Below are 24,144 nucleotides of genomic sequence, written 5' to 3'. Positions count from 1 at the left end.
CCTGTCCAAGCGGCAAGCGCCCATTGCGGCAGATTGTTCATTCCCACCACGGATCAATCGCGGCGATGTCATCATCGCTCCAACCGAAATGATGCGCCAACTCATGCACCAGCACATGGCCCACCAACTCTTGCAGGGTGACATTGCCGCGCTCGATCCATTCATCCAGAATGGCGCGACGGAACAGCCAGATCACATCGGGTTGCAGCGGCTGATCCGACACCGATTTCTCGGTCAGCGGCGTGCCTTCGTAGAGGCCGGTCAACTCGAACGGGCTTTCACAGCCAAGTTCGGCCAGCATGGCATCGCTGGCGAAATCCTCGATCCGCAGCGCGACTTGCAGGGCGGCCATGCGATAGGCGGCGGGCAGATCGGCAATAGCCGCCTGTGCAAGCGCCGCGATAAGATCGGCATCGGGGGCGGTCAGATCGGCAGGGGGCGTTGTCATGGCGGCAGACTAGCCAAGCGTGCGAAAGCCGCAAGGCGATAACTGGACAAACAGCAAGGCATATGACAGGGAAGGGCGGTTGCAGGAGAGCTGAGATGACCGATCGCCCCACCATTACCCGCTTTGCCCCGTCGCCCACTGGATACATCCATGTCGGCAACCTGCGCACGGCGCTGATGAACTATCTGATCACCCGCAAGGCGGGCGGCACGTTCATTCTGCGGCTGGATGACACCGATCAGGAACGCTCGAAACAGGAATATATTGATGGCCTGCTGTTCGATCTGGAATGGCTTGGCCTGCAGTGGGATCGGATTGAACAGCAATCGCTGCGGTTTGACCGCTACCGCGAGGCAGCAGATCAGTTGCGCAGCGTCGGGCGGTTCTACGAATGCTTCGAGTCGCCGGTCGAGTTGGACCTGAAGCGCAAGAAGCAACTGAACATGCACAAGCCGCCGGTTTATGACCGCGCCTCGCTGCGGATGACCGATGCCGAAAAGGCCAAAGCGCGCGAAGAAGGCCGGGCGGGCTATTGGCGCTTCCTGCTGGATCAACAGCGGATTGAATGGAACGACGGCATCCTCGGGCCGATCTCGATTGATGCGGCTTCGGTGTCTGACCCGGTGCTGATCCGGGCGGATGGTCAGATCCTGTATACCTTCGCCTCGTCGGTGGATGATATTGATATGGGCGTCACCTCGATCGTGCGCGGGGCGGATCATGTGACGAACACGGCGACGCAAATCCAGATCATGCAGGCGATGGGCGGCACCCCGCCCAGCTTTGCGCATCACTCGCTGTTGACCGGCCCGCAGGGTGAGGAACTGTCGAAACGCTTGGGCACGCTTTCCTTGCGCGATCTGCGCGCGCGGGGCGTCGAGCCGATGGCGCTGCTGTCGCTGATGGCACGGCTTGGCTCGTCCAAGCCGGTAGAGATCGCCGCGTCGATGCAAGACCTGATTGATGGCTTTGACATCGGCAGCTTTGGCGCCGCACCCACCAAGTTTGACGCCGAAGACCTGTTCCCGCTGACCCGCGCGCATGTGCAATCGCTGCCGCTGGCGAATGTGGCCGACAAGATCGCAGCCTTGGGCGTGCCTGCTGACAAGGCCGAATTGTTCTGGAACGTCGCCAAAGCCAACATCACCGTGCTGGCCGATCTGGAAGGCTGGTGGGTGCTGTTCCGCGACGGTGCCACCCCGCTCGTCGATGACGAGGACCGCGAGTTTGTCGCGGCAGCCTTTGATCTGCTGCCCGAAGGCCCGTGGACCACAGCGACGTGGAGCGAATGGACCAATGCGGTGAAAGAGGCGACGGGCCGCAAGGGCAAAGCCCTGTTCCGCCCGCTGCGCCGCGCTGTCACCGGCTTGGATGCTGGCCCAGAAATGGCCGATGTGATGCCGCTTTTGCAGAAACGCCCAAGTCTCTAGGGTCTTCATCTTGGCGAAAATACTCTGGGGGTCCGGGGGCTAGCCCCCGGCTCTCGCTTGCCTAGCGCGCCAGCGCCAGCCAGCCTGCAATCTCGGCCAGTTGCTGCATCGCCCCCAGCACATCCCCGCTCTGCCCACCGATCTGTCGCAGGGCAATTCGGGCAAAGATCAGTTGCATGGTGGCCATGGCGATCATCACCCAAAGCGCAGACGACCATGGCAGCAAAACCGCCAAGCCTAAGCCCGCCAGCGCCAGCCCGGCCATCGCCCGCGCAAAACTGGTGCCTGCCGCCGATTTCCCCATGCCGTCTTGCCGCGCGGCTGGCATCCACAACAGGGCCAACCCCAACCCGGCGCGGCTGGCCATCGCCAAGGCGATCAGCGCCAGCGGCGCAAAGGCGGGTTGCTGCGCCGCCAAAAGCGCCAAAGCCTGCCAGCGCAACCCCAGCGACAGGATCAGCGCCAAGCCGCCATAGCTGCCAATGCGGCTGTCGCGCATGATTTCCAGCTTGCGGGCGCGGTCGCGGCCACCGCCAAAGCCGTCGGCGCAATCGGCGAGACCGTCTTCATGCAGGCCCCCAGTGGCAAGCACGCTGGCGGCCAAGGCCAGACCTGCCGCCAAGGCGGGGGCAATGCCAACCGCCAAGGCCGCGGCCAGAACCCCCGCCGCGATGCCGCCCACCGCTGCGCCCGCCACTGGAAACGCCCAGACGGCAGCGCCAATCGGCGGGGCCTCGGCCATACGGCCCGCAGGCAGGCGGGTCAGCAGCATGACAGCCAACTGAACCTCAGCCACGCGGGCGCGCAAGGGGGTCATGCCTCGGACACTCCGGCCTCGCCGAAGGTCGCCATGCCGTTGTGACACGCCAGCGCCGCGCGCAGGATGCCCAAGGCCAGCGCCGCACCCGAGCCTTCGCCAAGCCGCATGTCAAACTCCAACACCGCGCGTTTGTTGAGGGCTGTCAACAGCTTGCGGTGCCCCGGCTCGGCGCTTTGGTGGCCGACAAGGCAATGGTCCAACAGCGCCGGATCGGCTGCATAAAGCGCCGACGCGGCTGCGGTGCAGATGAAGCCATCCAGAATAACCGGGATACGCGCGGCACGGGCGGCCAGAACCGCGCCGCAGATCGCCGCCTGCTCGCGCCCACCTAAGGCAGCCAGCACGCCCATCGCAGACAGGCCCTTGTGGCGCGCAAGCCCGGTTTCAATCGCCGCAATCTTGCGCTTGATGCCCTCGCTGTCCGAACCAGTGCCCGCGCCAACCCATCCTGCGACTTCGCCGCCGAACAGGGCCGAGGCCATCGCGGCGGCAATGGTGGAATTGCCGATGCCCATTTCGCCCAAGATCAGCACATCCGCCGTCACGTCCACCGCATCCGCCCCGGTCTGCATCGCGGCCAAAGTCTCAGCTTCCGTCATTGCGGGGCCGGTGGTGAAATCGGCGGTGGGCCGGTCAAGATCGAGGGCTATCACTGACAATTCCGCCCCATTGGCGCGGCAAAGCTGGTTGATCGCCGCACCGCCTGCCTGAAAATTGCCGACCATCTGCGCCGTCACCGCCTGCGGATAGGGGTTGACGCCCTGCGCGCAAATGCCGTGATTTCCTGCGAAAACAACCGCTTGCGCGCGGGCGATCTGGGGCCGTGCGGTGCCGCGCCAGCTTGCCATGAATACCGCCAACTCCTCCAGCCGCCCCAAGGACCCCGGCGGCTTGGTCAGGCTGTTTTGCCGCGCCAAAGCGGCCTCGGCGGCCTTGGCATCGGCTTGCGGCAAGGTCTTGGCCAGATCGGCCACAGCGGCGAGAGCGGTCAGTTGCATCATTTCACCTTCATTGGCAGGCCCGAGACGGCGAAGATCACCTCATCCGCCTCGGCTGCGATCCATTGGTTCAGGGTGCCTGCCGCATCGCGAAACGCGCGGGCCAAGGCGTTTTCCGGCACGATTCCCATGCCGACTTCATTGGTCACAAACACCACCGGGCTGGTTTGGCGGGGCAGGGCGGCCAGCAAAGCCTGCCCTGCCGCGCGCCAATCGTGGTTCCCCAGCATCAGATTGGTCAGCCACAAAGTCAGGCAATCCACCAAGCGAGGGCCCTTGCCATCGGTGGCCGCAAGGGCCGCGATCAAATCCAAAGGCGCGGCATGGGTGATCCATTCCGGGCCGCGCCGGGCTTGGTGTTCGGCGATGCGGGCGCGCATTTCATCATCCCACGCTTGTGCTGTGGCGATGTAATGCGCGGGCTGGCCCAGTTGCAACGCGCGGCCTTCCGCGATCCGGCTTTTGCCCGAGCGCGCGCCGCCAGTGATCAGGATGGTTTTGTGCATAACGCCCCTTGCCCCTTGGCCGATGTCAAAGCAGAAACGGGGCATCTGCGAAAGGAGAAATGCGACCGTGCCTGCGGATGCCCCGACACAAGCTGCGACCGAGATCATGCTGATCCGCCACGCACCCGCGCTGAGCGAGGGGCGGATGGCGGGTCGGCGCAATGTTGAGGCCGATTGCAGCGATGCCATGGCTTTTGCAGCGGTGCGCGGCGCGGTGGGGGTGGCCGATCATTGGTGGATCAGCCCGGCGCGGCGCTGTGTGCAGACCGCAGCGGCGCTGTGGCCTGATGCCGAACCGCAGCAAGACGCGCGCCTGTGCGAGCAGGATTTCGGCGCTTGGGAGGATGTCGCCTACGCCGATCTGCCCGACCTCGGCGCGCTGTCGCTGCCCGATCTCGCCGCGCATCGCCCGCCGCAGGGCGAGAGTTTTCTCGATCTGTCGGCGCGGGTGGTGCCCGCGTTGCGTGAGGCAAGCGCATTGGGCGGCCGCGTGGTCATCGTGGCCCATGCCGGGGTGATCCGCGCGGCTTTGGGCATGGCCTTGGGGGCGGCGGAACTGGGGCTGGCGTTTCAGGTGGCACCCTTGTCACTGACAACGATTGTGGCCTTGCCGGATGGCGCTTTCTCCATCGCGGGCGTCAATCGGATGCGGCGATGAGCGGGCACAGCATCCGCGTGGCAGGGCATTTCGGCGAGGTGATGCAGGGGCGGCTGGGGGCCGATGGCCCGGTGGCTCTGATCACGCTGCCCTGCCCGGTGCTGGGGGTGACAGCGCGGCTGCAGCCGGGGCAGGGGCTATCGCTGAGCAAGGCCAGTGCCGCCATCATGCCAAAGGCGCGGGCGGTCAAGCTGTTGCAGATGTTGGGCCTTTCCATATCCGGCGAGTTGCACTTCAGCGCCGAGATGCCGCCCGGTGGCGGGGCAGGCGTCTCAACGGCGGCTCTGGTGGCGCTGGCGCGGTTGGCGGGGTGGCAGGGCGATCCGCTGACTTTGGCGCGGGCTTGCGTGGCGGTGGAAGGCGCGTCAGACCCGCTGATGCTGGCCGCGCCGATGCAGGTGCTGTGGGCCTCGCGTATCGGTCAGGTGCTGGACAGCCTGCCACCACCGCCCGCGATGGAAGTAATCGGCGGGTTCTACGGTCCGCCACGCCGGACCGATCCCGCAGATATGGATTTTCCCGACATTGCCGATCTTGTGCCGCTCTGGCACGCGGCCTGTCTGGCAAATGATCTTGCGGGCGCGGCGCGGGTCGCAAGTTTGTCGGCCAGCCGCAGCTTGGCGCAAAGGGGGGCGCGATCTGATCCCACCCTGTCGCTGGCGGCAGACCTTGGCGCTTTGGGCTGTGTCATTGCCCATACCGGGGCTGCGCGCGGGCTGATCTTTGCGCCCGGTGCGGTGCCCGCGCGTGCCCATTCTGCATTGCAGGCGGCGGGCCTGCGCGGCGTGGTGCAGTTTCGGGCCGGGGGAGAGCCATGAGTTTTGCCGCAATGATGCTGGTCGCGATGGCCATCGACAGCGTGATCGGCTGGCCCGCGCAGCTTTATGCGGCGATTGGCCATCCGGTGACGTGGATCGGCGCGCTGATCCGGCGGCTGGACCTTGCGCTGAACCACGATTCCGCCGCCGATTTGCCGCGCCGCCTCGCCGGGGTCTGCGCGGCTGTGCTGGTGATCGGCTGCGCGGGCGGCTTGGCTTGGGCGGTGCAGGCGGCTTTGCCCGCCGGATGGCTGGGCATTGTGATCGGCGGCGTGCTGGCTTGGCCGTTCCTTGCGATCCGCTCGATGTATGCCCACGTCGCGGCGGTGGTGGTGCCGTTGCAGCGCGGCGATCTCGACGACGCGCGGTTTCAAGTCTCGATGATCGTCGGGCGCAATACCAAAGTGCTGGACGCCGCAGGGGTAGCGCGGGCGGCGATGGAAAGCCTGGCCGAGAACACCTCAGACGGGATCGTGGCACCGCTGTTCTGGGGCGCTGTCCTCGGCCTGCCGGGGATTGCCGCCTACAAGGCGATCAACACGCTGGATTCGATGATCGGCCATCGCACGCCCCGGTTTCTGGCGTTCGGCTGGGCCTCGGCCCGGATTGATGATCTGGTCAATCTGATCCCGGCACGGCTGACGGGGCTGGTGTTTGCGCTGGTCTCCGCTGCACCCCGGCGGGCGCTCTCCGTGATGTGGCGCGATGCGGGCCTGCACCGCTCGCCCAATGCAGGCTGGCCCGAGGCCGCGATGGCCGCAGGCCTCGGCGTGCGCCTGTCTGGCCCCCGCGTCTATGACGGCCATGTCGCGGATGAGCCCTGGGTGAACGCAGGCACGCCCGACCCGACGGCCAATGATCTGCAACGGGGCCTTGCGCTTTATGTCCGGGCGATGTTTGTGCTTGCGGCAGCGCTGCTGGTCTTGGCGCTGGTCTGAGGGGGCAGATGCGCGATCATGGCGGCAATATCGACGGCGCAATCGCACGCTTTGGCGGCAGCGATTGGATAGACCTGTCGACAGGGATCAACCGCGTGCCCTATCCGGTGCCCACATTGCATCCGGAAGATTGGACGATGCTGCCAACCCACAGCGCCAAGCAGGCCCTGCTGGACGTGGCGGCGCAAACCTATGGCACAACTGCGCCGATGCTGGCGGTGGCCGGGGCGCAGGCGGCGATCCAGATGATCCCGCGTCTGGCCAAACCGGGCCGCGCCCGCGTGCTGGGGCCGACCTATAACGAACACGCAGCCGCCCTGCGCGCGGCGGGCTGGAAGGTGGAACAGGTCAGCCAGTTCGGCCAGTTGGCGGGGGCTGACCTCGCGGTGGTGGTCAACCCCAACAACCCCGATGGCCGCAGCTATGCGCCCGCCGATCTGCTGGCGCTGGCCGGGCAGGTCGGGCGCTTGGTGGTGGATGAAAGTTTTGCCGATGCGCAGCCCGCGCTGTCACTGGCCGCGCAGGCCGGGCAGGCGGGGCTGCTGGTGTTGCGCTCCTTCGGCAAGTTCTACGGGCTGGCTGGCGTGCGGCTTGGCTTCGTGATCGGCTGCCCCGACGACATCGCGGCGCTGACCGAGATGTCCGGCCCGTGGCCCGTAAACGGCGCGGCCCTGCGCATCGGCGCTGCGGCGTTGGCGGATAAGGCTTGGGCCAAGGCCACCGTCGCGCGGTTGCAGGCAGAGGTCACGCAGGCCGATGCACTGGCCCTCGCGGCAGGCTGGCAGCTTGTCGGCGGCTGCGAGTTGTTCCGCACCTACGAGACACCCGATGCAGAAACCGCACAAAACCGGCTGGCAAAAGCCCGGATATGGAGCCGGATCTTTCCCTATTCGAACCGTTGGCTGCGTTTGGGCCTGCCCGGATCGCCAGAGGAATGGGCGCGGCTGACCGCTGCGTTGGAGGGCTGATGCAGTTTAGCGCCGACGAATCCGCCACCCTGCTGAGCATCCTGCGCTGGCGTCGCGATGTGCGGCATTTCCGCCCCGACCCGGTGGACGAGGCCGCTTTGGAGCGGCTGCGTGCCACGATGGATTGTGCGCCCTCGGTCGGCAATGCGCGGCCTTGGCGGGTGATCCGGGTGGATGACCCGGCCATACGCGCCGGGGTTCGTGCCAACTTCAACCGCTGCAATGCCGAGGCCGCCAAGCTTTATACCGGCGATAAACATGCGGAATATCTGGCGCTCAAGCTGGCGGGGCTGGATATGGCCCCGGTGCAACTCGCGGTGTTCAACGAGATCGACCCCGAGGCCGGGCATGGCCTTGGTCGCCAGACCCTGCCCGAGACGTTGCGGCAATCCACCGCGATGGCGATCTATACGCTGTGGCTGGCGGCAAGGGCGGAAAATCTGGGGCTGGGCATGGTCTCGATCCTTGATCCGCATGATATCGAGGCGCTGTTGGGCGTGCCTGCGGGCTGGGAGTTTGCCGCCTATCTCTGCATCGGCCATCCTGAGTTCATGGACGACACCCCGCTTTTGCACCGCACCGGCTGGCAGGAAAACGCCCAGACCGAATGGCTGCGGCGCTGATCGCAGGTGCGACGCCGCCCCGGACTTGATCCGGGGCCTCACCTCAGCCCAAGAGGCCCCGGATCAAGTCCGGGGCGGCGTGGGAATGGGGCGATTACCGCGCCAAGCCGAGCAGGCCTGCCACATCAACATGCGCTTCCAGATGCGCGGCGAGGGCGTCCAGCGCCGCCTCAACCCCCGCGCCATAAGACAGGTTTGAGGCTTGCGCGCCAATCTGGCGCAGAAAGCCCGCACGGAAGGCATCATTGGCGAACATGCCGTGCAGATAGCTGCCCATCACCCGGCCATCTGTGGAAACCGCCCCCTCTGGCTGACCGTTCACAAAGGCAAAAGGCCGTGCGCGGTCAGGCCCTTCGGTGCGGCCGATGTGAATCTCATAGCCCTGCATCGCAAGGCCGGTCGCGGCGTGAATGGCCTCGGTGCGGGTCAAGCGCTTGTCTGGGGTCATCTCGGTGTCAACCTGCAGCGCGCCAAGACCAGCCGTTTCACCCGCCGGGCCTTCGATGCCGCCCGCGTCGCGCACGATCTGGCCCAGCATCTGATAGCCTCCGCAAATGCCCAGCACGCGCCCGCCCCGCCGCAGATGCGCGGCCAGGTCAATGTGCCAGCCCTGCGCGCGCAGAAAGGCCAGATCACCACGGGTGGATTTGCTGCCGGGGATGATCACCAGATCGGTGTCACCGGGCAGCGCCTCGCCGGCGCGGATCATCGACAGGCTGACGCCGGGTTCCTGCGCCAAAGGATCAAGGTCATCGAAATTGGCAATCCGCGACAGGGTCAGCGCCGCGATCTTGTAGGCCCCCGCGCCGCCGCCTTTCGGCAGGTCCAACGCATCCTCGGCGGGCAGTTTATGGGCACCCGCAAAGAACGGCACCACGCCAAAGCCGCGCCATCCGGTGCGGGTTTCGATCAGCCGATAGCCATCGTCAAACAGCCGCGGATCGCCGCGGAACTTGTTGATCAGGAACCCCGCAATCATCGCATTGTCGGCTGGGTCCAGCACCGCCTGCGAGCCGACGATCTGCGCGATCACCCCGCCGCGATCAATGTCGCCGGTCAGGATAACCGGGCAATCGGCGGCTCGGGCAAAGCCCATATTGGCAATGTCACCCGACCGCAAGTTAACCTCAGCCGGACTGCCCGCGCCTTCGACGATCACCAGATCGTGCCGCGATTTCAAACGGTTAAAACTGTCCAGCACCGGGGCCATCAGCTTTGGCTTCAACGCCGCATACTCCCGCGCCTTCACCGTCGCGATGCGCTTGCCCTGCACCACCACTTGGCTACCCGTCTCGGATTCCGGCTTCAGCAGCACCGGGTTCATATCGGTGTGCGGATCAAGCCCGCAGGCCAGCGCCTGCAACGCCTGCGCGCGGCCAATCTCGCCACCGTTGGCCGTCACGGCGGCATTGTTGGACATGTTCTGCGGCTTGAACGGCGCCACCGACAACCCGCGCAACTTTGCCGCGCGGCATAGCCCCGCCACCAGCAGCGATTTGCCGACATTCGACCCCGCGCCCTGTATCATCAGGGCCTTCATGCCTGCCACCGACGCTGCACGCGGATCATGCGGAAGCCTCCGGCGGGAGTATTTTCCGCCAAGATGAAGCCACCGGCTTGGAATTTTTTGCGATGCGTCTGGTCGCTGACAGAGTTGGGCATTGTCGTTCTGCCAACTTCATCTTGGCGAAAATACTCCGGGGGTTTGGGGGCTGGCCCCCAGTCTGATCTGTCAAACTGCGCCACAGCCTTAGAACTCCACCCCCGGCTGCGCCTTGATGCCAGAGCGGAACGGATGCTTGATCAGTGTCATCTCGGTCACAAGATCAGCGGCCTCGATCAGTTCTGGCTTCGCGTTGCGCCCGGTCATCACCACATGCGTCAGCGGCGGTTTCTCAGCGGCAAGGAAGGCCAGCACCTCGGCGATGTCGAGGTAATCGTAGCGCAAAGCGATGTTGATTTCATCCAGCAGCACAAGCCGGTTGCCGGGGTCGCGGATCAACTCCTTGGCCTTTTCCCAGCCCTTTTCCGCCATGGCAATATCGCGGGCGCGATCCTGGGTTTCCCAGGTAAAGCCTTCGCCCATGGCGTGAAATTCGCACAGGTCGGGGAAATGCGTCTCGATGATCCGCCGCTCGCCGGTATCCCATGCGCCTTTGATGAACTGCACCACTGCACAAGGCATTTCATGTGCGATACAGCGCAGAATCATCCCGAACCCGCTGGAGGATTTGCCCTTGCCCGCCCCGGTGTGGACGATCAGCAGCCCTTTATCGCCCGCCTTGCCCGCCATGATCTTATCGCGTGCGGCCTTCTTCTTTGCCATCTTCCGCGCATGGCGGGCGTTTTCGTCGCCCGAAGCGTCGGTATCAGATTCTGCGATCAGGATAGGGTCAGACATGGGGCCATCCGTTGCTTGACATGGCGCGTGGTTCTGCCACAGGTGAACCCAGCGCTGGTTCCTGTCTATGACAGGCCAAGAGGGAATGCGAAAGGGGGCGACCCCAAAAGCTGCCGCCCCCGCGACCGTGACCGGAGAGGTTGCCTGAGGCCACTGGAGCAATCCGGGAAGGCGGGCAGCCGTGGGGGCCAGCCCCCGGATCCGCAAGCCGGGAGACCTGCCAGCGCATGTGACTGAACGGGCGAACGGGGTGTTTCGCAACCAGCAGGTGGCCGCATGGCCGCCCTTCTGGCCATCCCCATCGCCGCTATAGGGTAGGCCGATGAGTGTAACGTTGCATGTCTGCACCACCTGTAAGGCGGGTGAAGTCGTGGAAGACGGACAGCCCGTTGCCGGTGCGAAGCTGCTGGCGGCGTTGCAGGCGGGCGCGGTTCCGGCAGGCTTGCGCATTGTCGGCGTGGAATGTCTGTCGGCCTGCAATTCCGGCGCTGCGGTGGCGTTGTCGGCACCGGGGCGTTGGTCTTATGTTTACGGTCGCCTGACCCCTGCCGATGCGCCCGATATTCTGCTGGGTGCCGCCGCTTATCTGGATGCCCCTGATGGCATCGTGCCGTGGCGTGCGCGCCCGGTGATCTTCCGCAAGCAGAGCCTTGCCCGAATCCCACCGATTATCATTCCCCCTATTCTTACGGCTTTGGAGGCCTGAATGTCTGATCTGTCGAAAATCCCCGTCACTGTGATCACCGGCTTTCTGGGCGCGGGCAAGACCACGCTGATCCGGCATCTGATGCAGAATCCGCAGGGCAAGCGGCTGGCAATCCTCGTCAATGAATTTGGCACCGTCGGCGTGGATGGTGACATTCTGAAATCCTGCGCCGACGACAATTGCCCGGTGGAAAACATCGTCGAGCTTGCCAATGGCTGCATCTGCTGCACCGTGGCCGATGATTTCATCCCGACGATCGAGGCTTTGATGGCGCTGCCGCAGCGGCCAGATCACATCATCATCGAAACCTCGGGTCTGGCCTTGCCGAAGCCGCTGTTGAAGGCCTTCGACTGGCCCGCTATCCGCTCGAAAATCACCGTCGATGGCGTGATCGCCTTGGCCGATGCCGAAGCAGTTGCGGCGGGTCGCTTCGCGCCGGATGTGGCGGCGGTGGATGCGCAGCGCGCAGCCGATGAGTCCATCGACCATGAAACGCCTTTGTCCGAGGTGTTCGAGGATCAACTCGCCTGCGCCGACATCGTGTTGATGAGCAAGGCCGATCTGGCGGGTGAGGCTGGCTTGGCCGCCGCGCGCGCCGTGATCGTGGCGGAAAGCCCGCGTCCTATCCCGATTCTGGCGATGTCCGAAGGCATCATTGATCCGGCGTTGATCCTTGGCCTGAACGCGAAGGCAGAGGATGATCTGGCGGCACGCCCCTCGCATCACGATGGTCATGATGACCACGAGCATGATGATTTCGACACCGTGGTGATTGATCTGCCGGAAATCAGCGATGTCGATGCTTTGGTGGCGGCCATCCAGCGCCTCGCCGATGAACAGCATATCCTGCGGGTGAAGGGCTATGTGGCGGTCGCAGGCAAGCCGATGCGGCTGCTGGTGCAGGCAGTGGGCGCGCGGGTGCGGCATCAGTTTGACCGGCCTTGGGGGGCGTCCCCGCGCAAGGGGCAGCTTGTGGTGATTGCCGAGCATCACCATGTCGATCTGGCAGCGATCCGCGCGGTGCTGGGGGCCTGAGCCATGCATGTCGTCTTCCGCGAAAGCCATGGGCTGGAGGATACGCAAACCCCGTTCGATCTGGGTCAGACCCCGGCCGAACTGGTGGTGTTGTCGTTTTCCGACAGTGACCTTGGCGCTTTCGCGGCGGGATGGCACCGCGCAAATCAATCAGGGGCTGGGGGGAAGCTGCCGACGCTGCGCTTGGCCAATCTGGTGGCGCTGCAGCATCCGATGTCGGTGGACACCTATGTGCAGCAGACCCTCGTGGGGGTCAAAGGTATCCTCGTGCGCCTGATCGGCGGCGAGAATTACTGGCCCTACGGCCTGATGCAGTTGCAGGATCTGGCGCGGCGGCAGGGTATCGCCTTGGCGGTGTTGCCCGCTGACGGGCGTGAGGATGCGGCACTCGACGCCCATTCCACCTTGCCGATCAGCACCTTGCGGCGGCTGTCCACGCTCTGCGATGCGGGCGGGGCGGTGGCGGCGCAGGCGGCTTTGGCGCAGCTTGCCTTGGCGGCGGGGCTTTATGCGGGGCCGGTGCTGGGCGACAAACGGGTGCCCGATTGTGGCTGGTATGACCCTGACCGCGGCGTGATTGCGCAGCCCGAGGTGGCAGACCCGGCGGTGGCGGTGACGTTCTATCGCTCGTACGTGACATCGGCCGATACTGCCCCCGTTGATGCGCTGATCCGCGAATTTCGCGCGCAGGGCTTGGCGGCTTACGGCTTGTTCGCCCCGTCTTTGAAGGCACCGGGGGCGGGGGATTTCCTGCGCGGCGCGCTGGCGCATCTGGCCCCGGTGGCGGTGGTCAATGCCACCGCTTTTTCTGCGCGCGGTGCCGATGGGGCGACGCCGCTGGACGATGCCGGTTGCCCGGTGTTTCAGGTAGCTTTGTCGACCGCCCGCCGCCGCGACTGGGCGGGGTCCGAGCGCGGTTTGTCGCCCGCAGATCTCGCGATGCATGTGGTCTTGCCCGAGGTGGACGGGCGGATTTTCGCGGGCGTGATCAGCTTCAAATCGCCGGGGAAACGCGACCCCGATCTGCAATTCTCCCGCTTTGCCCACCGCGCCGATCCGGGCCGCGTGCAGGCGACGGTAGCAAGGGTGCTGGGCTGGCTGCGCTTGGCGCAAACCCATGCCAGCGCGCGTAAACTGGCGGTGATCCTCTCGACCTATCCCGGTCGCCCCGATCAGATCGCCCATGCCGTTGGCCTTGATGCCTTGGCCTCAACCGAGGCACTGACGGCTGCTTTGGCCGCGCAAGGCTACGCCATTCCGGCAACGCAGGGCCTTGCCACCGCCCTGACGCGCCAGACGCTGACCTGGCCGCTGGATGCCTACAAAACCGCGCTGGCCACGCTGCCCGAGGCTCTGCAAACCGCACTGCACGCCGCTTGGGGCGCCCCCGAAACCGACCCCGCGGTGCAAGACGGCCAGTTACACTTTGCGGCAACTCAGGCAGGCAACGCCCTGATCGCGCTGCAACCCGAACGCGGCACCGTGGATCAACGCGAGGCCGATTATCACGACCTCGCCCGCACCCCGCGCCACGCTTACGTCGCGTTTTACCTGTGGCTCCGCGCGCAACGCCTGCACGCGCTGCTGCATATCGGCGCGCATGGCACGCTGGAATGGCTGCCGGGCAAATCGGTGGCGCTGTCCGCCACCTGCTGGCCCGAGGTGCTGACAGCCGACCTGCCGGTGATCTACCCGTTCATCGTCAACGATCCGGGCGAGGCCGCGCAGGCCAAACGCCGCATTGGCGCCGTGACTCTCGGCCATGTCCCGCCACCACTGGCGCAATCCGCCACCCCCGAAAACCTGCTCCGCCTTGAACGTCTGTTGGATGAATACTCCACCGCCGACGGCCTCGACCCATCGCGGCGCAACCGCCTGATCGCAACGATCCGCGAAGAGGCGCAAGCCTCGGGCGTTGAGGCGGACCTTGGCCTTGACGCCAGCGCCAGCCCTGCCGAGGCGATCACCCGGATTGACCGCTTCGTCTGCGACATCAAGGAAAGCCAGTTCGGCGACGGCCTGCACATCTACGGCCAAGCGCCGGGCGAAACCGAAGGTCTGCTCGCCGCCCTTTCAGGCCGCAGGGTGGCGGCAGGCCCATCCGGCAGCCCATGGCGCGGGCGCACTGATGTGCTGCCCACCGGGCGCAACCTGTTCTCGGTCGATCCGCGCGCGGTGCCTAGCCGCGCCGCCCATGCGCAAGGCGTCAAACTGGCCGAGGAATTGCTGCGCCGCCATCTGCAAGACAAAGGCGACTGGCCGCGCGGTCTGGTGATTGATCTCTGGGGCTCTGCCACCATGCGCACGGCAGGCGAGGAACTGGCGATGGCGATGCACCTCGCCGGGGTCGCGCCGAAATGGGATGACGGCTCCGAGCGCGTGTCGGGGTTCGAAATCCTGCCACTTGCCCTGCTCGACCGCCCCCGGATCGACGTGACCTTGCGGGTCTCTGGCCTGTTCCGCGATGTATTCGGCGGCCTCAGCCAGTTGTTCGACGCCGCAGCATCCGCCCTTGCCGCCCGCGACGAAGCCCCTGACATGAACCCTTACATCGCCGTCGGCCCGCGCGTGTTCGGCCCGAAACCGGGGCTTTACGGCATGGGGATGGAACCCGCCCTCGACGATTATTCCGACGCAGGCCGCGCCTTGGCCGGAGAGGCTTGGCTTTCTGCCTCGGATTGGACGGTGGATGCCAAGGGCGCAAGCCAGCAGAATCGGGGCGCGCTTGAGGCGCGGCTGCGCTCGGCGGATGGCTATGCGCATGTGCAGGATCTGGTCGAAACCGATATCCTGCTGGCCCCGGATTATGCCGCACATGAGGGCGGCTTTGCCGCCGCCATGGCCGCGATTGGCGCCGAGGCCCCCGCGCTTTACCACATCGACGCCACCCGCCCCGATGCCCCCCGCGCGCGCTTGGTGGCCGAGGAAGTCGGCCGCGTAGTGCGCGCACGGGCGGCGAATCCCGATTGGGCGAGCGGCATGATGCGGCACGGCTTCCGGGGTGCAGCCGAGGTGACAGCAACCTTGGATAACCTTGCCGCCTACGCCCATCTGACCCGCGACGTGCCCGCGCATCTTTTTGATTTATATCACGAAGCCACCTTGGGCCGCGAAGATCTTGTGGCCTTCATGGAGGCCGAAAATCCCGCCGCCTTGGCCGCCCTGCGCGCGCGGTTTCAGGCCTTGGCGGATGCCGGGCTGTGGATCACCCGGCGCAACTCGATTGCCGCGATGATGGGGGCGGGGGAATGAATGCCAGCCCAATCATCCAAGGCTGGTGCCCCGGTGCCCTGCGCCCGATGCAGTCCGGTGATGGCTTGGTGGTGCGCGTGCGCCCCCGCGCCGGTCGGCTAACCCCCGATCAGGCACGCGGCATCGCTCGCCTCGCGCGCTTGCACGGTAACGGCCTGATTGATCTCTCCAACCGCGCCAATGTGCAACTGCGCGGCGTGACGCCTGCAAGCCATCCCGCGCTGATCGAAGGCCTGCGCGCGCTCGACCTGATCGACCGCGATGCAGCAGATGAAGCCCGCCGCAACATCATCGTCCCGCCGTTCTGGACAGAAGCGGATGCGACCCAACCGCTCGCCGACGCGCTTGCGCAGGCTTTGGCGGCTGCCGATGCGCCGCAGCTCCCCGGCAAGTTCGGCTTTGTGCTCGATACCGCCGCCACACCCTGCCTGCGCGATGTTTCTGCCGATATCTGGTTGGAGACCGGGCCGGATGGCTTGCTGCTGGCCACCCAGGCCGACCGCGCCCTGCGCGTCACGCCGCAAACCGCGGTGGCCGAGGCCATCGCCCTTGCGCGCTGGTTCGTCGAAAATGGCGGCGTCAATGCAGGCCGGGGTCGCATGGCCGCGCTGTTGCAGCGGGTGCCGCTGCCAGATCGGTTTGACGCGCCACGCATTCCCGCCACAGCGCCGCCAAGCCCCGGCACTGTGGCGCAAGGCGCGCTGGTGGGCTTTGAGTTCGGCCAGATGCAGGCGGAAACCTTGGCCGCGCTGGCCGATCTTGGCCCGCTGCGGGTCACACCTTGGCGGATGCTTTTGATCGAAGGCGCAGGCGCTGCCCCCGATCTTCCCGGCCTGATCACCCGCGCCGATGATCCGATGCTGCGCGTGGTGGCCTGCACCGGCGCGCCGGGGTGCCTGCAAGCCCATGGCGAAACCCGCAACCTTGCCCGCGCTTTGGCCCCGCATCTGCGCGAAACCCTGCACGTTTCCGGCTGCACCAAAGGCTGCGCGCATCCCGGCCCCGCCGCCCTGACACTGACCGCCACGCCCACCGGCTTTGCACTGATCCGCAATGGCACCGCCTCTGGCACTCCCATCCGCGACGGTTTATCCGCCGCAGACCTGATCGCTTCTCCTTCCATTCTCACCGAGTTTCCCTGATGCCGCATACCTACATCACCGATGGCGCCGAGATTTACCGCCAGTCCTTTGCGACGATCCGCGCCGAGGCCGATCTGGCCCGCTTCACGCCCGAGGAAGAAATCGTCGCGGTGCGGATGATCCATGCCGCCGGGATGGTCGGGCTTGAGGCCCACGTCGAATTTTCCCCCGGCATGGCGATTGCCGCGCGGGCAGCACTCGAGGCCGGCGCGCCGATCCTGTGCGATGCCCGCATGGTGTCGGAAGGTGTCACGCGCGGGCGCTTGCCTGCGGGCAATCAGGTGATCTGCACCCTGCATGATGCCGGGGTGGCCGATCTGGCGAAGCAGATGGGCAACACCCGCTCGGCAGCAGCGCTGGAAATGTGGCGTCCGCATCTGGCGGGCGCGGTGGTCGCCATCGGCAATGCCCCAACCGCGCTGTTCCATCTGCTAAACATGCTGGAAGACCCCACCTGCCCACGCCCTGCCGCGATCATCGGTTGCCCTGTCGGTTTTATCGGGGCGGCAGAATCGAAAGCGGCGCTGATGGAGGTGCTGCCCGTGCCCAGCCTGATCGTGCGCGGGCGCTTGGGCGGCTCGGCCATCACCGTGGCCGCGATCAACGCGCTTGCAAGCCGGGTGGAGTGAATGGGCAAGATCATCTGTGCAGGCCTCGGCCCCGGCGACCCTGACCTGATCTCGGTGAAATCCGATCGCCTGATCCGCAGCGCGCGCCATATCGCCTACTTCCGCAAGGCCGGGCGCGCGGGCCAGGCCCGCGCCATCGTCAACGGCATGCTGCGCGCGGATGCCATTGAATATGCAATGGAATATCCGGTCACGACCGAGATGCACTTTGACAGCCCCGAATACAACGACGCTTTGGCACGGTTCTACGATGATTGGGCAGACCGTCTGGCGCAGGTCGCCGAAACCGCCGAAGTGGTGGTGCTGTGCGAGGGCGATCCGTTCTTCTACGGCTCATTCATGCACCTGCACACCCGCCTGCAAGGCCGCGCAGAGGTCGAAGTGATTCCCGGCATCACCGGCATGACCGGCTGCTGGAATGCCGTAGGCACCCCGTTCACCTGGGGCGATGATGTGCTTTCCGTGCTGATGGCCACGCTGCCCGAGGCCGAACTGGTGCATCACATGCAACGCTCGGATGCGATGGTGATCATGAAAACCGGGCGCAACCTGCCGAAGGTGCGCAACGCCCTGCAAACCACCGGGCGGCTCGCCGATGCCTGGCTGGTCGAACGCGGCACCATGCCCACGCAGCGCATCGCGCGGCTCGCGGATGTCGATGCCGCCGATTGCCCTTATTTCGCCATCGTGCTGGTCCACGGCCAAGGCCGCCGCCCGGAAATCGGGGGGCTGGAATGACCGGCTGGTTGGCCGTCGCGGGCCTTGGCCCCGGCGATGAAGCGATGGTGACACCCGAGGTGCGCGCCGCCTTGGCCGAGGCCACCGATGTGATCGGCTATTTCCCTTACGTCGCCCGCGTCGCCCCCCGCCCCGGTCTGACCCTGCACGGATCAGACAACCGGGTCGAGATTGATCGCGCCGACCACGCCCTGCGGCTGGCCTCGGAAGGGGCAAAGGTGGTGATTGTCTCCTCCGGCGATCCCGGCGTGTTCGCCATGGCCTCGGCTTTGTTCGAGGCGCTGGAAAAGCACCCCGACCTGCACGATCTCGACATCCGCATCCTGCCCGGCATCACCGCCATGCTGGCCGCTGCCGCCCATACCGGCGCGCCCTTGGGCCATGATTTCTGCGCCATCAACCTTTCCGATAACCTCAAGCCGTGGGAGTTGGTGGAACACCGCCTGCGCCTTGCCGCGCAAGCTGATTTCGCCATGGGCTTCTACAACCCCCGCTCCGCCAGCCGCCCGCATCAATTCGCCCGCGCGCTGGAGATTTTGCGCGAAGAATGTGGCCCGGATCGGCTGATCACCTTCGCCCGCGCGGTATCCACGCCAGACGAACGCATCCAGACCGTCACCTTGGGGCAGGCTACGCCAGAAATGGCCGATATGCGTACGGTGGTTCTGGTCGGCAATTCGGCCACCCGCCGCGTCGGGCGGTTCGTCTACACCCCAAGGTCGGCATGACGCAGCCAGTCCATCACCTCGGCCACCGATGCCACCACGCGCCGCGCGGGCAGGGCAGGGCGGTCAATCAACACCACCGGAATCCGCAAGGCACGCGCCGCGATCAGCTTGGCCTCGGCCCCCGAGCCGCCTGCGTTCTTGGCGACGATATGGCTGATTTTGTGCTGGACCATCAAGGCCTTGTCGCCTTCCACCTCAAACGGTCCACGCGCCAGAACCACGGTGCAATCGGGCAGCGGCGGGCTTGCGGGCGCATCGACCAGCCGCAGCAGATAGTGGTGGGGCTTCGCGGCAAAGCCGCTCAGGTTCTGCTTGCCGATCGCCAGAAACACCCGCGCGGGCACGTCGGGCAGGGCGCTGACCGCCGCGTCGATGCTGGGCACATGGCGCCAATCATCGCCCGCCTCAGCCGTCCAAGCTGCACGCTCCAACCCGATCAGCGGCACGCCCGCCTCTGCACAGGCCGCAATGGCATTGCGGCTCATCTGCGCGGCAAAGGGATGGGTGGCATCGACCACGGCCCCAATATTTTCGGCGCGCAGATAGTCCACCAGGCCGCCAATGCCGCCAAAACCGCCCACCCGCGTGGGCAAGGGCTGTGCCACCGGGGCATCGGTGCGACCGGCATAGGAAAACACCGCATTCCTGCCCGCCTCGGCCAAGGCGCGGGCCAAAAGACTGGCCTCGGTGGTGCCGCCCAGCAGAAGAATGCGAGTCATGTCTGAACCTTGGGTCACGATCATTGGTCTGGGGGAAGATGGCCTGTCCGGCCTGCCGGATGCAAGCCGCGCTGCGATTGCTGCGGCGGAAATCATCTTTGGCGGGCCGCGTCATCTTGAATTGGTGGGCGCGGGCGACCGTGGCCGCGCGTGGCCGGTGCCGTTTTCGGTCGCACCCGTGCTGGCCTGTCGTGGGCAGAAAGTGGTCGTGCTGGCCTCGGGCGATCCGTTCTGGTTCGGCGCAGGCAGCAGCCTGACCGCGCATCTGGCGCGCGATGAATGGCGCGTGTTTCCAATGGCGTCCACCTTCCAGATCGCCGCCGCAGCCTTGGGCTGGCGGATGGAGGAGATCACCTGTCACGGCCTGCACGCCGCCCCCTATCCCCGCCTGCGCCCGGTGCTGCACAAAGGCCATCGCGCGATTTGCCTGCTCCGCGACGGCGATGCGCCCAAGGAACTGGCCGCATGGCTGACAGCGCAAGGCTTTGCCGCCGATCTGTGGGTGATGCAGGCTTTGGGCGGCGCACGCCAGCGCATCCGGCAAACATCGGCAGCGGGTTTTGATCTGAGCGATGTCGCGGCCCCAGTGGCCGTGGCTGTCGAGATTACCGCAGGGCAGGGCCTGTCGCGCGCAAGCGGCCTAGATGATGCCCTGTTCGCCAGCGACGGCCAGATCACCAAACGCCCGGTGCGCGCGCTGACGCTGTCCGCCTTGGCCCCGCGCGCGGGCGAAGTGCTGTGGGACATCGGCGCAGGCTCGGGCTCGATCTCGGTCGAATGGTGCCTTGCGGGCGGGCGGGCCGTGGCGTTCGAGTTGCGCGCGGACCGCGCTGTGAACATCCGCGCCAATGCGGCAGCTTTCGGCGTCGATCACCGCCTGACCTGCATCGAAGGCCCCGCAGCGCAAGCCTTGGCCGCGTACCCCGCCCCCGATGCGGTGTTCATCGGCGGCGGTGGCAATGCCGCGCTGATCGACCAACTTTGGGAAATCCTGCCCGCAGGCACCCGGCTAGTGGCCAATGGCGTGACCTTGGAAACCGAAAGCCTGCTCGCCCAGCAACACGCCACGCGCGGCGGCAGCCTGCTCCGCATAGACCTTGCGCAAGCCGCCCCCTTGGGCCGGATGCGCGGCTGGGATGCCGCCCGCCCGGTGGTGCAGTGGAGTGTCACCCGATGATCGTCGCAGGTTTGGGTTTTCGCAAAGATGCCAGCATCGACAGCCTGCGCGATGCCTTGGCGCGGGCAGGCGGCCATCCGCGGGCCTTGGCCACCGCTGCCGACAAGGCCGACGCCCCTGTCCTGCGCGCCCTTGCTGCCGATCTGGCGCTGCCCCTGCACGCCATCCCCTTGGCCAAGCTGACAAATCAACCCACCCTCACCCAATCGCCCCGCGTGCAAGCCCGCTACGGCACCGGCAGCCTTGCCGAAGCCGCAGCACTCGCCGCCGCTGGCCCCCGCGCGCGGCTGCTCGGGCCGCGTGTCACCTCGCAAGACGGCTGCGCCACCGCAGCCCTTGCCGAAAGGAGCATCCCATGACCGTCCATTTCATCGGCGCAGGCCCCGGTGCGCCCGATCTGATCACCCTGCGCGGCCGCGATCTGATCGCCGCCAGCCCGGTCTGCCTGTATGCCGGATCGCTGGTCCCCCAAGCCCTGCTCGCCCATTGCCCCCCCGGCGCGCGCATCGTCAACACCGCCCCGCTGTCGCTGGACGAGATCATGGCCGAGATCAGCGCCGCCCATGCCGCAGGGCAAGATGTGGCCCGCCTCCATTCCGGCGATCTGTCGATCTGGTCGGCGATGGGCGAGCAACTCCGCCGCCTGCGCGCGCTGAATATCCCCTATGACGTCACCCCCGGCGTGCCCTCCTTCGCCGCCGCTGCCGCCGCCTTGGCCACCGAACTGACCCTGCCGGGCCTTGCGCAATCGGTGGTCCTTACCCGCACCTCGGGCCGCGCCACCGCCATGCCTGCGCGTGAAAACCTGCCCGCCTTTGCAGCCACGGGTGCCACGCTGGCCATCCATCTGTCGGTGCATGTGCTGGCAGACGTTGTCAAAGACCTCACCCCCCACTACGGCCCCGACTGCCCCGTCGCCGTGGTCTGGCGCGCCACATGGCCCGATGAGCGGATCGTGCGCGCCACCCTTGCCACGCTGCAAACCGCCATCGGCGCGGAGATGGAGCGCACGGCGCTGATCCTCGTCGGCCCCGCCCTCGCCGCCGAAGGCTTTGAGGAAAGCCGCCTTTACGCCGGCGACTACGACCGCCGCTTCCGTCCCGTCGGCACCGAGCCGCGCTTCCCGGACGCCACATGATCCCCCCCCTCCTTAAAGTTCCGGGCCTGCTCATATCGGCCCCCGCCTCGGGCACCGGCAAGACCACGCTGATGCTGGGCCTGCTCGCGGCATTTCGCGCGCGGGGCATCACCGTGCAGCCGTTCAAATCCGGCCCTGACTACATCGACCCGGCCTTCCACGCCGCAGCATCGGGCCGCGCCTCGGTCAATCTGGACAGTTGGGCGATGACGCCTGATCGCATCACCGGGCTGACCTCGGTCGCCGCAGACGCCGATCTGATCCTTGCCGAAGGCTCGATGGGCCTGTTCGATGGCGTGGCCAAACCAGGCGCTTTCGGCACCGGGGCCAGCGCTGATGTCGCGCAGATGATGGGCTGGCCGGTGGTTCTGGTGCTGGATGTCTCGGGCCAAGCCCAATCTGCCGCTGCCGTCGCGATGGGCTTTCGCGCCATGCGCCCCGAGATGCCCTTTGCGGGCGTGGTCTTGAACCGCGTCGCCTCACCCCGCCACGAAGCCTTGGTGCGCGTAGGGATGCAAGCCGCAGGCATTCCGGTGCTGGGCGCCTTGCCGCGCCGCGCCAGCATCGCACTGCCCGAACGCCATTTAGGGCTGGTCCAAGCCGAAGAACAGCCACACCTGCAAGCCCTGCTGGCCGAGGCTGGCGCCTTCATCGCTGAACATCTCGACCTTGCCGCCCTGCGCGCCGCCGCCCGTGGCAGCCTTCCCACCCAGCAGCCCCTGTCTATCACCCCCCCGGCAGGGCGTATCGCCTTGGCGCGCGATGCGGCGTTTTCCTTTGTCTATCCGCACCTTCTCGCCGGTTGGCGCGCCGCAGGGGCCACGATCCTGCCATTCTCCCCCCTCGCCGACGAAGGCCCCGATCCCACGGCGCAGGCCTGCTGGCTGCCCGGCGGCTACCCGGAATTGCACGCAGGCAAACTCGCCGCGGCACAGAATTTCCGCGCCAAACTGCGCGCCTTTGCCGAAACCAAACCCGTGCATGGCGAATGCGGTGGCTATATGGCGATGGGCGCGGGCCTGATCGACGCGCAGGGTCTGCGCCACGAAATGGCGGGCCTTCTGGGCCTCGAGACCAGCTTTGCCAAGCGCCGGATGCATCTGGGCTACCGCATCGCCGCCACCCATGCGCCCTTTGCGGGCCATGGCGCGGGCGCGCGCCTGCGCGGCCACGAGTTTCACTATGCCACCATCGCAGCACAACCCGATGCCCCCCTTGCAGAAGTCCGCGATGCCACCGATACAGCAGTGCCTGAAACCGGCTCCATGCGGGTGCAACCGGGTGGTGGTCAGTCCTCTGGCACCTTCTTTCATCTGATCGCAGAGGCGACATGAGCGGTTTTGTATCTTTTGTATCCTCTGGCCCCGGCGACCCGGAGTTGCTGACGGTGAAGGCCGTGCAGCGCTTGGCCGCCGCCGAGGTGGTGCTGTTTGATGATCTGTCCTCGGGGCCGATCCTTGGCCATGCGCCGCAAGCCGATCTGATCGCGGTGGGCAAGCGGGCAGGGCGACCCTCGCCCAAGCAAGATCATGTCAGCCGTCTGCTGGTCGATCACGCTTTGGCCGGGCAAAAGGTGGTGCGGTTGAAATCCGGCGACAGCGGCATGTTCGGGCGGCTGGAAGAAGAGATCGTGGCCCTGCAAGCCGCTGGCATCCCTTACGAAATCATTCCGGGTGTCACCTCGGCCTCTGCCGCTGCCGCAGCCTACGGCATCCCGCTGACCCGCCGCCTGACCGCGCGCCGCGTGCAGTTCATCACCGGGGCCGATGTCACCGGCGGCCTGCCCGAGACGACCAACATGGCCGCTCTGGCCGATCCGATGGCGACCACGGTGGTATATATGGGCCGGCGCACCTTCGCCGCCTTGGCCGCCAAACTGATCGCCCACGGCCTGCCCGCCGAGACGCCCGCGCTGCTGGCCGAGGCCGTCTCGACCCCCGATCAACAGATCACCCGCCACACGGTTGAAAGCCTCGTCGCGCATTTGCAAGACGCCCAAAGCCCACATCCGGCGCTGATCTTCTACGGCCCCTTGGCCGATTTTGCGGGCCAGAATGCCGACGACCCTGGGGCCGCACCTTAACCGAAACGGTCCCGATTTTGGCGTGCCACCACAACATATTGTGGTATTTCGTGGAAAATCCGCTGAAGACCACAAGTCATTCCCAGCGGGGAAGGGGCATCTTGCCCCAGATGGCTCATGCTTGCGCATGGCACGGGCCCTGACCGCGCCCCATGTCGTGCAACGGTCGCGAAAAGACGCATTTCTGCT

General features: G+C 66.2%; 25 protein-coding genes and 1 riboswitch. Of the genes, 18 read left to right on the top strand and 7 right to left on the bottom strand.

The genetic code is table 11. The features are described from left to right. Nucleotides 1-37 precede the first annotated feature (37 nt). On the bottom strand, nucleotides 38-448 hold the full coding sequence (locus tag ACFOGH_RS09340; RefSeq protein ID WP_380072799.1) for a metallopeptidase family protein: 411 nt from the start codon (nucleotides 446-448) through the stop codon (nucleotides 38-40). Nucleotides 449-543: 95 nt separating this feature from the next. Between ACFOGH_RS09340 and gltX the strand changes: the two genes are divergently transcribed. Next, a complete protein-coding gene (gene gltX, locus ACFOGH_RS09335; protein WP_380072798.1) occupies nucleotides 544-1,878 on the top strand; it encodes a glutamate--tRNA ligase in 1,335 nt (444 codons plus the stop codon). Nucleotides 1,879-1,939: 61 nt separating this feature from the next. On the opposite strand, the gene cobS is transcribed toward gltX, so the two are convergent. From cobS to cobU, 3 genes are read right to left on the bottom strand one after another with little or no spacing between them, the layout of a single operon-like run. Beyond that, nucleotides 1,940-2,695, bottom strand: coding sequence for an adenosylcobinamide-GDP ribazoletransferase (gene cobS, locus ACFOGH_RS09330; protein ID WP_380072797.1), 756 nt, complete (start codon nucleotides 2,693-2,695; stop codon nucleotides 1,940-1,942). Then, complete coding sequence (gene cobT, locus ACFOGH_RS09325; protein WP_380072796.1) at nucleotides 2,692-3,699, bottom strand: nicotinate-nucleotide--dimethylbenzimidazole phosphoribosyltransferase; 1,008 nt, start codon at nucleotides 3,697-3,699, stop codon at nucleotides 2,692-2,694. Before cobT ends, cobS begins: the two co-directional genes overlap by 4 nt. Further along, nucleotides 3,696-4,202, bottom strand: coding sequence for a bifunctional adenosylcobinamide kinase/adenosylcobinamide-phosphate guanylyltransferase (gene cobU / locus ACFOGH_RS09320; protein WP_380072795.1), 507 nt, complete (start codon nucleotides 4,200-4,202; stop codon nucleotides 3,696-3,698). The genes cobT and cobU overlap by 4 nt, the downstream gene beginning before the upstream one ends. A gap of 22 nt (nucleotides 4,203-4,224) precedes the next feature. Between cobU and ACFOGH_RS09315 the strand changes: the two genes are divergently transcribed. The 5 genes from ACFOGH_RS09315 to bluB are packed head-to-tail and all read left to right on the top strand — an operon-like array spanning nucleotide 4,225 to nucleotide 8,207. Further along, a complete protein-coding gene (locus ACFOGH_RS09315; protein WP_380072794.1) occupies nucleotides 4,225-4,860 on the top strand; it encodes a histidine phosphatase family protein in 636 nt (211 codons plus the stop codon). Beyond that, entirely contained in the window at nucleotides 4,857-5,678 is an 822-nt protein-coding gene (locus tag ACFOGH_RS09310) for a propanediol utilization protein (RefSeq protein ID WP_380072793.1), read from the top strand. The genes ACFOGH_RS09315 and ACFOGH_RS09310 overlap by 4 nt, the downstream gene beginning before the upstream one ends. Then, on the top strand, nucleotides 5,675-6,616 hold the full coding sequence (gene cbiB / locus ACFOGH_RS09305; RefSeq protein ID WP_380072792.1) for an adenosylcobinamide-phosphate synthase CbiB: 942 nt from the start codon (nucleotides 5,675-5,677) through the stop codon (nucleotides 6,614-6,616). Before ACFOGH_RS09310 ends, cbiB begins: the two co-directional genes overlap by 4 nt. A gap of 8 nt (nucleotides 6,617-6,624) precedes the next feature. Beyond that, nucleotides 6,625-7,584 (top strand): threonine-phosphate decarboxylase CobD, encoded by a 960-nt coding sequence (cobD, locus tag ACFOGH_RS09300; RefSeq protein WP_380072791.1) that lies wholly within the window; start codon nucleotides 6,625-6,627, stop codon nucleotides 7,582-7,584. Beyond that, nucleotides 7,584-8,207 carry a 5,6-dimethylbenzimidazole synthase gene (bluB, locus tag ACFOGH_RS09295; protein WP_380072790.1) on the top strand — a complete coding sequence of 208 codons (624 nt, stop codon included), beginning with the start codon at nucleotides 7,584-7,586 and terminating at the stop codon, nucleotides 8,205-8,207. Before cobD ends, bluB begins: the two co-directional genes overlap by 1 nt. Before the next feature lie 94 nt (nucleotides 8,208-8,301). Here bluB and ACFOGH_RS09290 read toward each other — a convergent pair whose 3' ends face one another. Next, nucleotides 8,302-9,747 (bottom strand): cobyric acid synthase, encoded by a 1,446-nt coding sequence (locus ACFOGH_RS09290; RefSeq protein ID WP_380072789.1) that lies wholly within the window; start codon nucleotides 9,745-9,747, stop codon nucleotides 8,302-8,304. Between the two features lie 210 nt (nucleotides 9,748-9,957). Further along, nucleotides 9,958-10,608 carry a cob(I)yrinic acid a,c-diamide adenosyltransferase gene (gene cobO / locus ACFOGH_RS09285; protein ID WP_380072788.1) on the bottom strand — a complete coding sequence of 217 codons (651 nt, stop codon included), beginning with the start codon at nucleotides 10,606-10,608 and terminating at the stop codon, nucleotides 9,958-9,960. 38 nt (nucleotides 10,609-10,646) lie between these two features. Then, nucleotides 10,647-10,847: riboswitch (cobalamin riboswitch) on the top strand. An 83-nt stretch (nucleotides 10,848-10,930) separates the two neighbouring features. Between cobO and ACFOGH_RS09280 the strand changes: the two genes are divergently transcribed. Genes ACFOGH_RS09280 through cobJ form a run of 7 tightly spaced genes read left to right on the top strand, consistent with a single transcriptional unit; the run spans nucleotide 10,931 to nucleotide 18,838 of the window. Beyond that, nucleotides 10,931-11,314, top strand: a complete 384-nt coding sequence (locus ACFOGH_RS09280) for a DUF1636 family protein (RefSeq protein WP_380072787.1) — start codon at nucleotides 10,931-10,933, stop codon at nucleotides 11,312-11,314. Next, on the top strand, nucleotides 11,315-12,349 hold the full coding sequence (cobW, locus tag ACFOGH_RS09275; RefSeq protein WP_380072786.1) for a cobalamin biosynthesis protein CobW: 1,035 nt from the start codon (nucleotides 11,315-11,317) through the stop codon (nucleotides 12,347-12,349). 3 nt (nucleotides 12,350-12,352) lie between these two features. Continuing rightward, a complete protein-coding gene (cobN, locus tag ACFOGH_RS09270; RefSeq protein ID WP_380072785.1) occupies nucleotides 12,353-15,601 on the top strand; it encodes a cobaltochelatase subunit CobN in 3,249 nt (1,082 codons plus the stop codon). Further along, entirely contained in the window at nucleotides 15,598-16,743 is a 1,146-nt protein-coding gene (gene cobG / locus ACFOGH_RS09265) for a precorrin-3B synthase (RefSeq protein WP_380072784.1), read from the top strand. The genes cobN and cobG overlap by 4 nt, the downstream gene beginning before the upstream one ends. Continuing rightward, complete coding sequence (locus ACFOGH_RS09260) at nucleotides 16,743-17,372, top strand: precorrin-8X methylmutase (protein ID WP_380072783.1); 630 nt, start codon at nucleotides 16,743-16,745, stop codon at nucleotides 17,370-17,372. Before cobG ends, ACFOGH_RS09260 begins: the two co-directional genes overlap by 1 nt. Beyond that, nucleotides 17,373-18,110 (top strand): precorrin-2 C(20)-methyltransferase, encoded by a 738-nt coding sequence (locus ACFOGH_RS09255; RefSeq protein WP_380072782.1) that lies wholly within the window; start codon nucleotides 17,373-17,375, stop codon nucleotides 18,108-18,110. It begins immediately after the preceding gene. Beyond that, a complete protein-coding gene (gene cobJ, locus ACFOGH_RS09250; protein WP_380072781.1) occupies nucleotides 18,107-18,838 on the top strand; it encodes a precorrin-3B C(17)-methyltransferase in 732 nt (243 codons plus the stop codon). Before ACFOGH_RS09255 ends, cobJ begins: the two co-directional genes overlap by 4 nt. Here cobJ and ACFOGH_RS09245 read toward each other — a convergent pair. Next, nucleotides 18,817-19,557, bottom strand: coding sequence for a cobalt-precorrin-6A reductase (locus ACFOGH_RS09245; RefSeq protein WP_380072780.1), 741 nt, complete (start codon nucleotides 19,555-19,557; stop codon nucleotides 18,817-18,819). The genes cobJ and ACFOGH_RS09245 overlap by 22 nt on opposite strands. Here ACFOGH_RS09245 and cbiE point away from each other — a divergent pair. The 5 genes from cbiE to cobA are packed head-to-tail and all read left to right on the top strand — an operon-like array spanning nucleotide 19,556 to nucleotide 23,955. Continuing rightward, nucleotides 19,556-20,734, top strand: a complete 1,179-nt coding sequence (gene cbiE, locus ACFOGH_RS09240) for a precorrin-6y C5,15-methyltransferase (decarboxylating) subunit CbiE (RefSeq protein WP_380072779.1) — start codon at nucleotides 19,556-19,558, stop codon at nucleotides 20,732-20,734. The genes ACFOGH_RS09245 and cbiE overlap by 2 nt on opposite strands. After that, complete coding sequence (locus ACFOGH_RS09235) at nucleotides 20,731-21,093, top strand: cobalamin biosynthesis protein (protein WP_380072778.1); 363 nt, start codon at nucleotides 20,731-20,733, stop codon at nucleotides 21,091-21,093. Before cbiE ends, ACFOGH_RS09235 begins: the two co-directional genes overlap by 4 nt. Continuing rightward, nucleotides 21,090-21,872 (top strand): precorrin-4 C(11)-methyltransferase, encoded by a 783-nt coding sequence (cobM, locus tag ACFOGH_RS09230; RefSeq protein WP_380072777.1) that lies wholly within the window; start codon nucleotides 21,090-21,092, stop codon nucleotides 21,870-21,872. The genes ACFOGH_RS09235 and cobM overlap by 4 nt, the downstream gene beginning before the upstream one ends. Then, the gene (locus tag ACFOGH_RS09225; protein WP_380072776.1) at nucleotides 21,869-23,206 is read left to right on the top strand and encodes a cobyrinate a,c-diamide synthase; all 1,338 of its coding nucleotides are present in this window, start codon (nucleotides 21,869-21,871) and stop codon (nucleotides 23,204-23,206) included. The genes cobM and ACFOGH_RS09225 overlap by 4 nt, the downstream gene beginning before the upstream one ends. Further along, a complete protein-coding gene (cobA, locus tag ACFOGH_RS09220) occupies nucleotides 23,203-23,955 on the top strand; it encodes a uroporphyrinogen-III C-methyltransferase (RefSeq protein ID WP_380072775.1) in 753 nt (250 codons plus the stop codon). Before ACFOGH_RS09225 ends, cobA begins: the two co-directional genes overlap by 4 nt. The last annotated feature ends 189 nt before the right edge of the window (nucleotides 23,956-24,144 follow it).

Origin of the sequence: Cypionkella sinensis (genome assembly GCF_042646385.1) — a bacterium.
In the GTDB taxonomy this organism is placed as follows: domain Bacteria; phylum Pseudomonadota; class Alphaproteobacteria; order Rhodobacterales; family Rhodobacteraceae; genus Cypionkella; species Cypionkella sinensis.
Note: the sequence above shows the minus strand (reverse complement) of the source record. Positions and strands in the feature narration are given on the sequence as shown.